The sequence below is a fragment of the Ruegeria sp. G7 genome (genome assembly GCF_056535465.1).
Window position 1 is genome coordinate 2,577,267 of sequence record NZ_JBQFIL010000001.1, and the last position, 14,904, is coordinate 2,592,170.

General features: G+C 61.6%; 12 protein-coding genes. 10 read left to right on the plus strand and 2 right to left on the minus strand.

The window, feature by feature from the left end:
* Positions 1 to 116: 116 nt before the first annotated feature.
* Entirely contained in the window at positions 117 to 1,046 is a 930-nt protein-coding gene (locus ACR3EN_RS12960; protein WP_480821555.1) for a glycine--tRNA ligase subunit alpha, read from the plus strand.
* Positions 1,047 to 1,054: 8 nt separating this feature from the next.
* Here ACR3EN_RS12960 and ACR3EN_RS12965 read toward each other — a convergent pair whose 3' ends face one another.
* Positions 1,055 to 1,687, minus strand: coding sequence for a MarC family protein (locus tag ACR3EN_RS12965; protein ID WP_480821557.1), 633 nt, complete (start codon positions 1,685 to 1,687; stop codon positions 1,055 to 1,057).
* Between the two features lie 78 nt (positions 1,688 to 1,765).
* Here ACR3EN_RS12965 and ACR3EN_RS12970 point away from each other — a divergent pair, with 78 nt between their 5' ends.
* From ACR3EN_RS12970 to glmM, 9 genes are all read left to right on the plus strand, one after another.
* Positions 1,766 to 2,287 carry a DUF6446 family protein gene (locus ACR3EN_RS12970; protein ID WP_480821559.1) on the plus strand — a complete coding sequence of 174 codons (522 nt, stop codon included), beginning with the start codon at positions 1,766 to 1,768 and terminating at the stop codon, positions 2,285 to 2,287.
* Positions 2,288 to 2,290: 3 nt separating this feature from the next.
* Positions 2,291 to 3,499, plus strand: coding sequence for a sodium/glutamate symporter (gene gltS, locus ACR3EN_RS12975; RefSeq protein WP_480821561.1), 1,209 nt, complete (start codon positions 2,291 to 2,293; stop codon positions 3,497 to 3,499).
* Between the two features lie 9 nt (positions 3,500 to 3,508).
* On the plus strand, positions 3,509 to 5,671 hold the full coding sequence (gene glyS, locus ACR3EN_RS12980; RefSeq protein WP_480821563.1) for a glycine--tRNA ligase subunit beta: 2,163 nt from the start codon (positions 3,509 to 3,511) through the stop codon (positions 5,669 to 5,671).
* 36 nt (positions 5,672 to 5,707) lie between these two features.
* Complete coding sequence (locus tag ACR3EN_RS12985; protein ID WP_480821565.1) at positions 5,708 to 8,269, plus strand: putative PEP-binding protein; 2,562 nt, start codon at positions 5,708 to 5,710, stop codon at positions 8,267 to 8,269.
* Positions 8,270 to 8,455: 186 nt separating this feature from the next.
* Positions 8,456 to 9,094: a cell wall hydrolase gene (locus ACR3EN_RS12990; RefSeq protein WP_480821567.1), complete on the plus strand. Its 639-nt coding sequence runs from the start codon at positions 8,456 to 8,458 to the stop codon at positions 9,092 to 9,094.
* Between the two features lie 73 nt (positions 9,095 to 9,167).
* Complete coding sequence (locus ACR3EN_RS12995; RefSeq protein WP_480821569.1) at positions 9,168 to 10,541, plus strand: multicopper oxidase family protein; 1,374 nt, start codon at positions 9,168 to 9,170, stop codon at positions 10,539 to 10,541.
* 103 nt (positions 10,542 to 10,644) lie between these two features.
* Entirely contained in the window at positions 10,645 to 11,565 is a 921-nt protein-coding gene (locus tag ACR3EN_RS13000) for a dihydroneopterin aldolase (RefSeq protein WP_480529475.1), read from the plus strand.
* Positions 11,562 to 12,560: a dihydropteroate synthase gene (folP, locus tag ACR3EN_RS13005; protein ID WP_480821571.1), complete on the plus strand. Its 999-nt coding sequence runs from the start codon at positions 11,562 to 11,564 to the stop codon at positions 12,558 to 12,560. The genes ACR3EN_RS13000 and folP overlap by 4 nt, the downstream gene beginning before the upstream one ends.
* A gap of 34 nt (positions 12,561 to 12,594) precedes the next feature.
* Positions 12,595 to 13,938 (plus strand): phosphoglucosamine mutase, encoded by a 1,344-nt coding sequence (gene glmM, locus ACR3EN_RS13010; RefSeq protein ID WP_480859778.1) that lies wholly within the window; start codon positions 12,595 to 12,597, stop codon positions 13,936 to 13,938.
* Here glmM and ACR3EN_RS13015 read toward each other — a convergent pair.
* Positions 13,935 to 14,837 (minus strand): DMT family transporter, encoded by a 903-nt coding sequence (locus tag ACR3EN_RS13015; protein WP_480821575.1) that lies wholly within the window; start codon positions 14,835 to 14,837, stop codon positions 13,935 to 13,937. The two genes, glmM and ACR3EN_RS13015, sit on opposite strands and share 4 nt — an antisense overlap.
* Positions 14,838 to 14,904 lie beyond the last annotated feature (67 nt).

Genomic DNA, 14,904 nt, shown 5'->3' on the forward strand with positions numbered 1-14,904 from the left:
GGGGAATTCTGGGTGTGGCTGCGCAGCGACAGCAAGGGCGGATTGGCCCGTTGACGCCCCTTGGTGGCTTGCATAGGAAGGGCCGAACCCACCGGAACCCGCCCAAGGGGAATGATATGACCGAACCCAGCAGCGCACCTCGTTCGTTTCAGGAGATCATCCTGCGGCTTCAGACCTATTGGGCCTCGAAAGGCTGCGCGATCCTGCAGCCCTACGACATGGAGGTCGGCGCGGGCACGTTCCACCCGGCGACGACATTGCGTGCTTTGGGGTCCAAGGCGTGGGCCGCAGCTTATGTGCAGCCTTCGCGCCGTCCGACCGATGGGCGTTATGGGGAAAACCCGAACCGGTTGCAGCATTATTATCAGTATCAGGTGCTGATCAAACCCAGCCCGCCGGATTTGCAAGAGCTGTATCTGGGCTCGCTTGAGTCCATCGGCATCGACATGGACCTGCATGATATCCGGTTCGTCGAGGATGACTGGGAAAGCCCCACGCTGGGTGCCTGGGGGCTGGGCTGGGAGGTCTGGTGCGATGGCATGGAGGTCAGCCAGTTCACCTATTTCCAACAGGTTGGCGGCCATGATTGCGCACCGGTTTCGGGTGAGCTGACTTATGGGCTGGAGCGTCTGGCCATGTATGTGCTGGGCATCGATCATGTGATGGACATGCCGTTCAACGATCCTCAGTCCCCCAGCCCGCTGACCTATGGCGACATCTTCAAGCAGACCGAAGAGGAATATGCCCGCTGGAACTTTGACGTGGCCAATACCGAGGTTCTGCTGCGCCATTTCGAAGAGGCCGAGGCCGAGTGTGCCACCATTCTGGCGCAGGAACATGATGATCCCAAGACCGGCAAGCGCATTGTGATGGCGCACCCCGCTTACGATCAGTGCATCAAGGCGTCTCATATCTTCAACCTGTTGGACGCGCGCGGGGTGATCTCGGTGACCGAGCGGCAGGCCTATATCGGCCGCGTCCGCGCGCTGGCCAAGCAATGCGCCGATGCGTTTGTGCAGACCGAGGCCGCAGGGTACGAGGCCTGATGCCGCGCCTAGGCCAGACCGGGCAGCAGCGCCTTGAGGCCGTCGGCGATCATGCTGATCGCAATGGCCGACAGGATCATACCCATAAACCGGCTCATGATCACGCGGGCGTTGTCCGAGAGGCGTTGCGCCAGCCAGGCGGCGTTCCAGAAGGTCACCAGAAGCAACGCAACGACGGTCAGAAAAACACCAATGTAAGCAACGGCCTCAGTCGGGGTCTTGATGTGGTGCGCGTAGAGGATCAGCGTTGTGATCGTGCCGGGGCCGACCAGAATGGGAAAGGCCAGCGGGTAGAACGCGACGGTCTCGGGTTCGGGGTAGCTTTGCTTTTCCCCGTCGGTGCCGTGATGCGAACTGCTTTCGTTGCCGTTCAGCATGTTCAGCCCGATCATCAGAACGACCAGCCCGCCCGCGACGCGCAAGTGATCGACGCTGATGCCAAAGAGCCCCAGCGCCTGACTGCCGATCGAGGCAAAAGCACTGCCAAGAATAATACAGTATATCGCTGTTTTCACGGCGACTTTGCGCTGATCCGCGGCGGGCAGGTTCTGAGTGACGCTCAGAAAAACGGGCAGATTGGTGATCGGGTTCATGATTGCAAACAGCGCGCCAAAGAACCCGACGGCAAGGGTGGTTTCCATATCTGTCGCCTTATATCAGCCCGTAATGGGCTGAAATCTGGATTATTTCCGCACAACATGAAAGAGGCTGCGTAAGAGATGACCGGGAAAGTACTGGCGCTGATCCTTCTGTTCTCGACCGCTTTGGCCGGGGGCGGTATGTATTACCTGCAGGTTTACGGGTTCTACTACGATGTCGAACCGCGGCCGGGGCAGGACGTCGCGCTGCTGGCGCAAGGGGCCGATGCGCCCGAGGCGATCAGCTATACCGCGTTTCAGGCGATTGACGCCGACAGCTCTCCGATCCGGTATCGGGCCTGTTTCGAAACCGATCTGACAGCGGATCAATTGACCGGCTTTACGCCTGTGGACAAGGCCGAGCCGCTGACCGCGCCGGGATGGTTTGACTGCTACGATGCTGTCGCTTTGGCCGATGCGTTGAATTCCGGGCAGGCGCAGGCGTTCATGGGGGTCAAGAACATCCATTACGGCGTTGATCGCATCGTGGCGATCACGCAGGACGGCAAAGGGTATATTTGGCACGCGCTGAACAATTGCGGTGAGAAAGCCTATGACGGCACGGTGGTGGGCGAGGAATGCCCGCCCCGTCCGCAGGAATAGCGCATGGGGCAGGCCGTCGCGATCCCGGATTTTCTGACCGCAACGCTGGGCTTTGCGGTCTACCTGCTGGGGGCCGAGATCAATGCCCGCGTCGCGACCCTGCGCAGCTTCAACATCCCCGAGCCGGTGACCGGAGGTCTGCTGGCCTCGCTGGTGGTGCTGATGCTCTACCTCGTGTTCGGGATTGAGCTGTCCTTTGGTCTGACCGCGCGGGACTTCCTGCTAGTGCTGTTCTTTGCCGGGATTGGTTTGAACGCCCGGCTGTCGGATTTGATTGCGGGCGGCAAGCCGTTGCTTTTGTTGTTGGTATTGACCCTCCTGACCATCGTTGCGCAGAACGTCATCGGTGCTGGTGGGGCGGTTCTGTTTGGATACCCGGCGCAGGCGGGCGTGCTGTTCGGCTCCGCCGCGCTGATCGGCGGACATGGCACCGCGATTGCATGGGCGCCCGAAGTGGCCGAGGCGACAGGGCTGGCGGGCGCGACTGAACTGGGCGTGGCGGTGGCGACCTTGGGTCTGGTACTGGCGGCACTGGTCGGCGGCCCCATCGCGCGGCTGCTGGTCGAGGGCCGCAAGCTGAGCCCCAGCCGCCCAGAGGAAGAGCATACCGTCGGTCTGCCCGATGAGGTTGACGCAAAAACGGCGATTGATCATCAGACCATCATGCGGGTGCTGCTGCACCTGAACCTTGCGATTATCGCGGGCTATATCCTCAGCGATTTTATCAGCGCAGCCGGGCTGAAACTGCCCCTGTTCGTGCCTTGCCTGATCATGGGCATTGTCATCGCCAACCTGCGCAGCGCGCTGTTCCCCAAAGCGTCGCCCGTGTCGCGCACACCGTCCTTGGCGCTGATCTCGGAATTCGCGCTGGGCGCGTTTCTGGCTATGTCGCTGATGAGCCTGCAACTGTGGACCATCGCAGAGCTTGGCCTCGCCATCGCCGTGATCATGACCGCCCAGACCCTGTTCGCGGTGGCTTTCGTGCTGTGGGTGCTGTTCCCGCTGATGGGTTCGAACTACCGCGCCGCCGTGCTGGCTGCCGGGTTCGGAGGCTTCGCCCTGGGCGCAACCCCGACCGCAATTGCCAATATGACCGCAGTCACCAAGCGATATGGCCCGTCGCCTATTGCCTTTATTGTGCTGCCCCTTGTATCCGCCTTCTTTGTGGATATCGCCAATGCCATCGTCATCCAGACGATTGTAAGTTTCTAAGGACCGACTATGCCCGACCTGCTGATCGAACTGTTTTCCGAAGAGATCCCCGCGCGGATGCAAGCCCGCGCCGGTGAGGACCTGAAAAAGCGGATCACCGACGGTCTGGTCGAGGGCGGTCTGACCTATGCCTCTGCCGCTGCTCTGACCACGCCGCGCCGCCTGACGCTGGCTATAGAAGGGCTGCTGGCAGAAAGCCCCACCATCCGCGAAGAACGCAAAGGCCCCAAGGTCGGCGCGCCGGACAAGGCAATCGAAGGCTTCCTGCGCGGCGCGGGCCTGACCCGCGACCAGTTAGAAGAACGCGACACGCCCAAGGGTGCGGTCTATTTCGCCACCATCGAAAAACCGGGCCGTCCGGCGGCCGAGATCGTGGCCGAGGTGCTCGAGGCCACCATCCGCAACTTCCCATGGCCCAAGTCGATGCGCTGGGGCGCGGGGTCGATGCGGTGGGTGCGGCCTTTGCATTCGATCCTGTGCATCCTCAGCGATGAGGCGGGCGCTCAGGTCGTACCGCTTGAGGTTGAAGGGATCGCCTCCGGCGACACGACCGCAGGCCACCGTTTCATGGCCCCGAACCGGTTCGCGGTGACATCGTTCGAGGATTACGCCGCCAAGCTGAAACGCGCCTTTGTGGTGCTGTCGCCCAGCGAGCGCGCCGAGCATATCTGGAACGACGCGCAGAACCTCGCCTTTGCCGCTGGTCTGGAAGTGGTCGAGGACAAGGGCTTGCTGGCCGAGGTCGCGGGTCTGGTCGAATGGCCCGTGGTGCTGATGGGGCAGATCGATGACGAATTCCTCGACCTGCCGCCCGAGGTGCTGCAGACTTCGATGAAAGAGCATCAGAAGTTCTTTTCGGTGAAGAACCCCAAGACGGGTCGGATTGAACGGTTCATTACCGTTGCCAACCGCGAGACCGCCGATAATGGCGCGACCATTCTGGCTGGGAACCAGAAGGTGCTGTCGGCCCGTCTGGCCGATGCGAAATTCTTCTGGGAGAACGACCTGCGCATCGTGCAGTCCGACGGGTTCGAACCATGGGTCGAGAAGCTGGATGCCGTGACCTTCCACGCCAAGCTGGGCTCTCAGGGTGAACGCGTGAACCGGATCGCGGCGCTGGCGCATGAACTGGCTTCGGCGGTCGGGGCCGATCCTGCGCTGGCGATGATGGCGGCGCAGGGGTGCAAGGCGGATTTGTCATCCGAGATGGTGTTCGAATTCCCCGAGTTGCAGGGCCTGATGGGCCGCTACTATGCGGATGCCGCCGAATTGCCTGCAGAAGTGGGGCAGGCGAGCGAGGAGCATTATTCGCCGCTGGGCCCGTCCGATGACGTGCCGACCGCGCCGGTCTCCGTGGCGGTGGCGCTGGCCGACAAGCTGGATACGCTGACCGGGTTCTGGGCGATTGATGAGAAACCGACCGGGTCGAAAGACCCGTTCGCCCTTCGTCGTGCGGCGTTGGGGGTTATTCGGTCTGCCGTTGTTAACGAGCTTCGGCTGAGTTTATTGACACCGTTCAGAATTCAGGTTGAACGCAATCAAGAGGCCGCGCGGTCAAGGACGATCGACGATATCCAAGATTTTGACAGTATCAAAGACTTGGATCCTATCGGTCGAGCGGATGAGAGCGATCCTGCGAAGATAGCTGATGACCTCCTCTCCTTCTTCCACGACCGCCTCAAGGTCTTCCTCCGCGACGAAGGCATCCGCCACGATGTCATCGATGCCTGTATCGCGATGGAGGGCAATGACGACCTCAACCTGCTGGTCAAACGCGCCCGCGCGCTGAATGCGGTGATTGCGACCGAGGATGGGGAGAACCTCGTGCAGGGGTTCAAACGGGCCAATAACATCCTGTCTCAGGCGGAAGAGAAGGATGGGGTGGAATACTCCTACGGGGCGGATGTGAAATTCGCCGAAACCGACAGCGAGAAGGCGCTGTTCGCCGCGCTGGATGCGGCGCAGGCGCAGATCGATCCGGCCTTGAAGGCCGAGGATTTCCCGGCTGCTATGGCTGCGATGGCGGCGCTGCGGGCTCCGGTCGATGCGTTCTTTGAGGATGTGCAGGTCAATACCGACAATGACATCCTGCGGCGCAACCGTCTGAACCTGCTGAGCCAGATCAGACAGGTCTGCTCCAGCGTTGCCGATCTGACCAAGATCGAGGGATAACGCCCTTGCGCCAAGGGCGCAGGGGCTTATGCTGCGGTGAAACCAAAAGGTGCCGCAGTGCAGAATAATCCGCAGACCACGCTTATCACTCCAAAAGCGCCCGTTGCCGCCAACACCCATGGCGGGCGGGCAAAATGCCTTCAACGGCTGGTCCGACTGGACATGCCGGTGCCGCGCACAGTGGCGCTGTCTTTTGACGCGGTGCAGCAGATTGCCAAGGGCGACATGCCCGATATCGCGGCCATCATGGAGCAGTTCGACGCCGAGGCGTTGTTATGTGTGCGGCCTAGCTCGGAAGACCCTGATTGGGGCGGGCCGGGGGCGGTTCTGAACATCGGTATGAACGACGCACGCTATCTGGACTTGTCGGCGGATATGGGGGCTGACGCGGCAGCTGCGCTATATCTGCGGTTCGTCCAAAGCTATGCGATTCATGTCGCGCGTCTGGATGCGGATGTGTTCGACGATATCGAGGCGGACGGTCGCGAGGGGCTGAGCCTGTCGCTGCGTGCCTACGAAGATGAAACCGACGAGACATTCCCGCAGGACCGTGGTGAGCAATTGATCGGGGTGCTGCGATCGATGGCACGGGCTTGGGATGGGACTTCGGCCCGCTTGTTGCGGCAGGCCAAGGGCGCACCTGCGGATGCCGGACTTGGTTTGGTGATCCAAGAGATGATACCGGGCGTCGGTCAAGGCGAATGCGGTTCGGGCGTGTTGCAACTGATCGACCCGGCCACCGGCATGACGCAGATCACGGGGCGCTATCTCAGCCAGAGCCAGGGGCGCGATGCGCTGGGGGAAGGGGTTTCGGCGCTCTATCTTGAGAAGGATGAGCGGGGGCGCTCGCTTGAAGATGTGGCACCTGAGGCGTTTGCTGATCTCAAGGCTCACGCGGCGCTGATGCGGAAAAAGCTGCGCGAAGAGATGCAGGTGGAGTTTGTGGTCCAGAATGGCGATGTGCACATTCTGGATGGTGTGCGCGTTCAACGCGGTTCGCGCGCGGCGATGCGGATTGCGGTGCGGCTGGCCGAAGACGGGATCATCCCGCCGCAAGAGGCCGTCATGCGGATCGACCCGCATTCGCTGAATGAGCTGCTGCACCGGCAGGTCCACCCCGGGGCAGAGCGTGATGTCCTGACGACCGGCATCGCCGCCAGCCCCGGTGCGGCCACCGGCCGGATCGTATTCACCGCCGCCGAGGCGCAGGCCAGTGCCGCGCGTGGCGAGCCTTGCGTACTGGTGCGGCGCGAGACGTCTCCGGAAGATGTGCGTGGGATGCACGCCGCTGTGGCGGTACTGACCGAAAAGGGCGGTATCACCAGCCATGCGGCGGTGATTGGTCGGGGGCTGGGTCTGCCCTGCATCGTTGGCGCCTCCGAGATGCGGTTTCAGACCAAAAAGAAAATGCTGAGTGCGCCGGACGGACGTGTGTTCAAGACCGGAGACATCCTGACCATCGATGGCACCTCGGGTCAGGTTCTGGCCGGGCAGCCCGAGATGCTTGAGGCGGCGCTGGACGATTGCTTCCAGACCCTGATGGGCTGGGCTGACGCCGAACGTGACATTGCCATCCGTGCCAATGCCGACACGCCTGCGGATGCGCAAACGGCGCGGAATTTTCAGGCCGAAGGGATCGGTTTGTGCCGGACCGAGCATATGTTCTTTGATCCCGGCCGCCTGACTGTGATGCGCGAGATGATCTTTGCGCAAACGCCCTCGGGCCGGGCGGCTGTGCTGGAACGCCTGTTGCCGATGCAGCGGCAGGACTTTGTACAACTGTTCCGCATCATGGAGGGGCAGCCGGTCTGCATCCGCTTGTTCGACCCACCACTGCACGAGTTCTTGCCGACTACTCGTAGCGGTCAGCGTGAACTGGCTGAGGCGCTGGATCTACCCGTTTCGGACGTGGAGCGCCGGGTTGAGGCGATGCGGGAATACAACCCCATGCTGGGCCTGCGTGGGGTGCGCCTGGGTGTGACTGTCCCCGAAATCTACGACATGCAGGCCCGCGCCATCTTCGAGGCGACGCTGGATGCCAGTAAGGACGGTGCTCCGGTGGTGCCCGAGGTGATGATCCCTCTGGTCTCGGCCAAGCGCGAGGTGGAGCTGGTCAAGGCGCGCATCGATGCGGTCGCTGCCGAGGTAGCCTCGGAACGCGGGCAGGAGTTTGATTACCGGCTGGGTGTCATGGCAGAAACGCCGCGGGCCTGTCTGCGGGCAAATGAAATTGCACCGCATACCTCATTCCTCAGCTTCGGGACCAACGATTTGACCCAGATGACCTATGGCCTGTCGCGCGACGATGCGGGGCGGTTCATGTCGGCATATGTCCGCTTAGGCGTGTTTAACGAAGATCCGTTTCACGTTCTGGATGCAGATGGGGTGGGTGAGTTGCTGAAACTGGGGGCTGAACGTGGCCGCCAAGCACAACCAGACGTTACACTTTCTGTCTGTGGCGAGCATGGGGGCAACCCCGAATCAATCGCCATCTGTCGGGCGCTGGGATTCGACTATGTGTCCTGTTCGCCGTTCCGGGTGCCGGTCGCTCGGCTGTCTGCCGCTCAGTTGGCGATTTCGTCCAAACTTGGGGGTTGACTAACTGTCTCCCCTCTAGAAATAGTGGCTAATGAAACGTTCCGCTGTCGATGAATTTTGACCGCGTGAGCGATTTTTTTCTTGCTTTTTTCAGAAAGCTGGACGTGTGCCCCTAAGTGGGGTATCAGCCTCGTCGCGCCCGCCGGGGGAGGGTTTGGCGCGTTTGTGCCTGTGCGAGGTTATCTGATGAGACGCTACATATTGGCTGTTGCCGTGGGGGCCACAGCCTTGCTGCCGAGTTTGTCCGTCGCTGAGAAGCCGGACGACAACACATCTGCTGATTTGGTTGCTCGTAACGAGCTGCCAGCGCAAAATTTCCGCGACTATCTGAAGCTGTTCCAGCCGCGTAAGTCGCAGGAAAAGACTGAGGTTTCCTACACCAAGGATTGGTTGGACCAGCAACCCAAAGCGACCGGAGACCAAGGTTTCCGCTGTCTCGCTGAGGCACTTTATTTCGAGGCGCGCGGCGAAAGCGTGCGCGGCCAGTTCGCGGTGGCCGAGGTGATCCTGAACCGTGTTGACAGCGGCCGGTTTCCAGACACGCTGTGTGGTGTGATCAATCAGGGCACGGGCAAACGGTACCAGTGTCAGTTCACATATACCTGCGACGGCCAGAAAGAAGTCATCCGCGAAAAACGCGCCTATGAACGTGTGTCCAAAGTCGCGCGCGCTGCGATTGACGGTATCGCCGAAGAGATGACGGCGGGGGCCACACATTATCACACCAAGGCGGTCAAGCCGTCCTGGTCGCGGGTCTACAAGGAAACCGCGCGCATCGGCGTGCATATTTTCTACCGCCACAACTATCGCACCGCGAGCAACTGATTGACGCACCAGCGCTGGAAGGGTGCTGGTGTGCTGGGGTTTTCGCCTTATGTTGCGGGCCAGGAGGTCCGCAATGTCATTATCCCGCAGACAATTCTTAAGCTCGGCACTGGCCGTGTCGATGCTGCCGCGTGCCACAATGGCATCCGTCGAAACCTTGGCTGCGCAGCAGACACGCCAGCAGATCGCACCAGACGGCTATCCCGCGACCTCGGTCTGGAGCTATGGCACAGGCGTTCCTGGCCCTGAAATCCGCCTGCAGCAGGGCGCGCGCGTACAGCGACGGTTGGAGAATACGCTGCCTCAGGCGACGTCGGTTCATTGGCATGGTATTCGGATCGACAATGCGATGGATGGTGTGCCCGGGCTGACGCAGGATGCGGTCCCGACAGGGGGCCGTTTTGACTATGATTTCGTTGTCCCGGATGCGGGAACCTATTGGTATCACGCCCACAACCGCTCGGTCGAGCAGGTGGCGCGGGGGCTCTATGGCCCGCTGATCGTGGACGAGGCGGCTGGGCCGGATGTCGATCAGGACCTGACGTTGATGCTGGATGACTGGCGGCTGGATCCCGAAACCGGGCAGATCACCGATGATTTCGACAATGGTCATGACCAAAGCCACGCCGGGCGTTTGGGCAATCTTGTTGTGGTAAACGGGCGGTTTGATCCGTCTTATCCCGTGAAATCCGCCGAGCGCCTGCGCCTGCGGCTGATCAACGCCGCCAACGCGCGGATTTTCGACGTGGCGCTGGACGGGCTGACGGGATGGATCGTAGCGCTGGACGGGATGCCGCTAGAGGCCCCGCTGCCCATCGAAGACCGCTTTCCGCTAGCGCCGGCTCAGCGCGCGGATCTGATTGTCGATGTCATGATCGAGGATGGGCAGACCGCAAGTGTCGTGAGCGTCGAGCGGGACGGGGCGTTTGGGTTGGTTCGGTTCGACGTGGTCGGGACATCAGCAACGGTGGCGCGGAGCGGTGTTCGGCCCTTGCCCGCGAACCCGCTGCCCGCGGTGGAGTTGCAGGATGTGCAAACGCATCGCATGACGCTGCAGGGCGGGGCAATGCGCTGGCTGGAAAGCGCCGTTCTGGGTGAGACCACGCTTTCGGGCCGTGAACTGGCGCAGCTGGGGCGGTTCTGGGCGCTAAATGGCTATGCAGAACGGCCCGCTGATCCGTTTCTTGATGCGCAGTTGGGCGACACTCATATCATTGAGTTTGTAAACGAAACGGCCTTTCCGCACGCGATGCACCTGCACGGGCATCATTTCCAGCTGATCCTGCCCGATGGCAGTCTGGGGCCGTGGCGCGATACGGTTCTGGTCGATCGGGGCCAGACCCGGCAGATTGCATTGGTGGCCGACAATCCCGGTGACTGGCTATTGCATTGCCATATGCTGGGCCATGCCGCGGCGGGGATGATGAGCTGGTTCCGGGTGACCTGACGCCGCATTCGATGGCTGGAAAGGCGTTTGTTGCGGTGCTATACGCCCGGCAAACGCCTAAATTGGGCAGATCAGTCCAACCGAGCCCGAAAAGGTCCGTCAGATGAGTTCCGAAATCCGCCTTGCCTTTGCGCACCCGTCCGAGCGCTCTGAGGCGACCGCATCGCGTGGCCCTCTGGATCGCATCTCGCTGCGCGATCATATCGTCGAGGTCGAGATCGGGGCCTTTCAGGCTGAACGCGGCACCACGCAGCGCATCTGTTTCAATATCGTGGTCGAGGTGCGCCCGCTGACCGACCCAATCGACGATGACGTGGATCGCATCCTGTCCTATGACCGGGTGACTGAGGCGATTGCGTTCGAACTGGCCGCTGAACGTCTCAACCTGCTTGAGACGCTGGCGGATCGCGTGGCGGAGCGGATATTGCTTGAGCCTCAGGCTGTAAGAGCCTTTGTGCGCATCGAAAAATTGGATCGTGGCCCCGGTGCGTTGGGGGTTGAGATCGTGCGCGGGAAAGATGCGGGCCATCATGAAATCACCGAAGAAGAACGCCCCCATCCCCGGCTGGTGTTCCTGTCGAACGAGGCGATTGCCTCGGGCAATCTGACCGGCTGGATCGACCAGCTTGAGAACCGCCAGCGCCCGCTGATCCTGTGTGTCGGGGCCTCTGATCTGGTTGTGCCGCAGACGGGGCACGCGATGACCCAGCGCCGCATCGACCTGCTGGCGATTGAGCAGAACGCCTGGGTTCTGGCCGCGCGGGATCATCGTTGCGTGGTGGTCTCGACCCGGACCGAGCTGGATTGGGCGATGAAAAACGGTCAGATTTGCGTCTGGGCCCCGTCCAAGATCGTTTTGGATGCCGTAGACGGCCCCTCGGCGGCTCCGTCGGACGCGGTGGCGCTGGCGGCATGGTTTGCCGCAACTTTTGAAGCTAGCGAGATGCTGGTGATCGGGGGCGACCTGCCGGAAGCACCCAAAACACCGCTGCGCGCGGTTCCGGTGGAGCAGGCGCAGCTGTGACCGTCTACTACCGACCGCTGGTGCAGCATGGGCCGCTGCGTCCGGAGGGAGCGGTGTCGTTGGCCGGGCAACCCTTGTGGTTTACGCATGCTGAATGTCTGCAGCGGAGCAAGGCGCCTCGCGTTGTTGAAATTGATGCAATACCAGAGGCTTGTCTGCATAAGCTCACGCGGCTGCGCGCGCCTGTTTCCGGGCTGGATATGGCGCAACCGCAGATCATGGGCATTCTGAACGCCACGCCCGACAGCTTTTCGGATGGTGGCGTTCACAACTCGGTCGAGGCCGCCCGCGCTGCCGCCGCTGCGATGGTGGCGCATGGGGCGAGCATTCTGGATATCGGTGGAGAATCCACCCGACCTGGTGCCAGTTTTGTTCCCGAGGACGAAGAGATCGCCCGTACACAGCCTCTGATCGAAGCCATTCGGGCCGAGACCGACGCCCTGATCTCAATCGACACGCGCAAGGCCAGCGTCGCCCGTGCTGCGCATCAGGCCGGAGCGGGGCTGATCAACGATGTCTCAGGCTTCACCTTTGATCCGCAGCTTGCGCCGTTTTGCGCCAGCATCGGTGCGCCGGTTTGCGTGATGCACATGCAGGGCGATCCGGCCACGATGCAGGACGATCCGCAGTATGATGACGTGCTGTTGGACGTCTATGACTTCCTTGAGGCGCGGATTGCGCATCTGGAAAGCCTCGGCCTGAGCCGCGATCTGATTATCGTCGATCCGGGCATAGGTTTTGGCAAAAACACCGAGCATAACCTGACCCTGTTGCGCAATCTCAGCCTGTTTCACGGGCTGGGCTGCCCGATCCTGCTGGGCGTGTCTCGTAAAGGCATCATCGGTGAAATCGGCAAAGAGCCGCGCAAGGACGCCCGTGCGCCGGGATCAATCGCCGTGGCTCTGGCGGGATTGTCCCAAGGCGTGCAGATTATACGTGTCCATGACGTGGCCGAGACCGCTCAGGCCTTGCGTTTATGGGCGGCCGTCCGTTAACCCGGGCACAAGTTAGTGTTAGGAGTCTAGGTTCATGCGCAAGCTGTTCGGAACCGACGGGGTGCGGGGCACCGCCAATACCCATCCGATGACCGCTGAGATGGCCCTGCGCATCGGGGCCGCCGTGGGCCGGTATTTTCGCCGGGACGCAGGTGGCGTGCACCGGGTTGTCATTGGCAAGGACACGCGGCTGTCGGGCTACATGCTTGAAAATGCGCTGACGGCGGGGTTGACCTCGACCGGGATGAACGTGCTGCTGCTGGGGCCGGTGCCGACGCCTGCGGTTGGGCTGATGACCCGGTCGATGCGAGCCGATCTGGGTGTGATGATCTCGGCCAGCCATAACCCGGCAGAGGATAACGGGATCAAGTTTTTCGGGCCGGACGGGTTCAAGCTGTCGGATCAGGCCGAACTTGAGATCGAACGGTTGATCGAAGAGGGCGTAAATCCGGCGCAGGCCAAGAATATTGGCCGCGCCCGCCGGGTCGATGACGCACGGTTCCGCTATGGCGAGCGGGTGAAATCCTCGTTGCCGCGCGACGTTCGGCTGGATGGGCTGAAAGTCGTGATCGACTGTGCCAACGGTGCGGCGCACCGGACGGCTCCGGAAGTGCTGTGGGAGTTGGGCGCTGACGTCATCCCGATTGGCGTCGCCCCGAATGGCAAGAACATCAATCTGGACTGTGGATCGACCAAGCCGCGCGTGGCGGCGGAAACCGTTGTGGCTCATGGTGCGGATGTGGGCATCTGCCTGGATGGTGATGCCGACCGGGTTGTGGTTATTGATGAAACTGGTGCGATTGCAGATGGCGATCAACTGATGGCCCTTTTGGCGGGTGCGTGGTCGCGCGCTGACCGGCTAAAGGGCGGTGCCCTGGTGGCGACGGTGATGTCGAATCTGGGTCTGGAACGGCATCTGGCCGGGCAGGGGCTGCGGCTTGAACGCACAGCCGTTGGCGACCGCTATGTGGTCGAGCGGATGCGCGAAGGCGGTTTCAATCTGGGCGGGGAACAATCGGGCCATATCGTCATGAGCGACTATGCCACCACCGGCGATGGGTTGATGGCTGGCCTGCATTTTCTTGCCGAGATGGTGCTGTCGGAAAAGAAAGCCTCGGAACTGGCACATCAGTTTGAGACCGTTCCGCAATTGCTGAAGAATGTACGGTTCACGGCGGGACAAACGCCGCTTGAGGCGGCGAACGTCAAAACTGCGATCTCCGATGCCGAAGCGCGGTTGAATGGGCAGGGTCGTCTGCTGATCCGCAAGTCAGGCACCGAACCTTTGATCCGTGTAATGGCAGAATGCGAGGATGCGGCCCTGTTGACAAAGGTGGTCGATGGCATTGTGGCCGAGGTCGAGGCAGCGGCGGGTTAACGCCCGATCAGCATCTTGCGCAGGCTGAACCACTGGCTGATGGCCAGCCCGCACAGGATCATGACCAGTGCGATGAAAAAGCGCAGCGGTAGGGCCTCGGACAATATCCACGCTCCGAACACCATCGACCAGATGGGTACCTGATAGTTCACCAAGGTCATGAATACCGATCCCGCGCTGAGGATGATCGACACGCGCAGCAGCGTGGCGAAAGCCGTGGGAATCAGGCCCAAAACGATGATCGCCAGCCCCGAACGGGCGCCTTGCCATGATGGCAGCCCTTCGGTCATGACCATGATCGGCAGAAGGATGACTGCGCCCACGACCAGCGTCAGGGCTGACAGAACCACCGGATCAATCGGTGGGCAGCGGCGGGTGAAAATCGACGAACTCGCATAGCAAAGCGCTGCTCCGACGCAGGCCAGTTGCGCCAGCGGTTCGGCCCCCTGACCCAGTTGTGCCAGTCCCGGCCCGATCAGCACCAGCGCACCCGAGAAACCCAAAGAGACCCCGACCAACCGGCGCAGATTCATGGGCTCGTCCGAGAAGAAATGCGCAAGCGGCAAAACCATGAGCGGAACCGCAGCCATGGACAGGCCCGCGAAGGCTGAGGGCACATATTGCTGCCCCCAGCTTAGCAGGACAAAGGGCAGGGCGGTGGACAGCACTCCGATCACCGTGATCGAGGTCCACAAGGCCCCGTCAATGCGCGGCAATCTGCGCCCGGTCAGCCGCATCAGCACCAGCAACATGACCGCACCCAATGTGGTGCGCGCAGTGGCCACGGTCACCGGGCCATAGCCTTCCAGCGCTATGGCGACGACCATAAACGTCGCGCCCCAGATCAAACCCAGAGCGATGACGCCGCCCCAGTCACGGTGGTTGGGTTGTTGAACCATTCCATCCCCTTATCCCGCAACTCGGGCAGTGTCACGGGGTGTTCTTGACTTAATGTTAGCTTTGACT

Coding starts and splice junctions, on each gene's coding strand:
- ACR3EN_RS12960 (WP_480821555.1), top strand. CDS start 117: ATGACCGAACCCAGCAGCGCACCTCGTTCGTTTCAGGAGATCATCCTG.
- ACR3EN_RS12965 (WP_480821557.1), bottom strand. CDS start 1,687: ATGGAAACCACCCTTGCCGTCGGGTTCTTTGGCGCGCTGTTTGCAATC.
- ACR3EN_RS12970 (WP_480821559.1), top strand. CDS start 1,766: ATGACCGGGAAAGTACTGGCGCTGATCCTTCTGTTCTCGACCGCTTTG.
- gltS (WP_480821561.1), top strand. CDS start 2,291: ATGGGGCAGGCCGTCGCGATCCCGGATTTTCTGACCGCAACGCTGGGC.
- glyS (WP_480821563.1), top strand. CDS start 3,509: ATGCCCGACCTGCTGATCGAACTGTTTTCCGAAGAGATCCCCGCGCGG.
- ACR3EN_RS12990 (WP_480821567.1), top strand. CDS start 8,456: ATGAGACGCTACATATTGGCTGTTGCCGTGGGGGCCACAGCCTTGCTG.
- ACR3EN_RS12995 (WP_480821569.1), top strand. CDS start 9,168: ATGTCATTATCCCGCAGACAATTCTTAAGCTCGGCACTGGCCGTGTCG.
- ACR3EN_RS13000 (WP_480529475.1), top strand. CDS start 10,645: ATGAGTTCCGAAATCCGCCTTGCCTTTGCGCACCCGTCCGAGCGCTCT.
- glmM (WP_480859778.1), top strand. CDS start 12,595: ATGCGCAAGCTGTTCGGAACCGACGGGGTGCGGGGCACCGCCAATACC.
- ACR3EN_RS13015 (WP_480821575.1), bottom strand. CDS start 14,837: ATGGTTCAACAACCCAACCACCGTGACTGGGGCGGCGTCATCGCTCTG.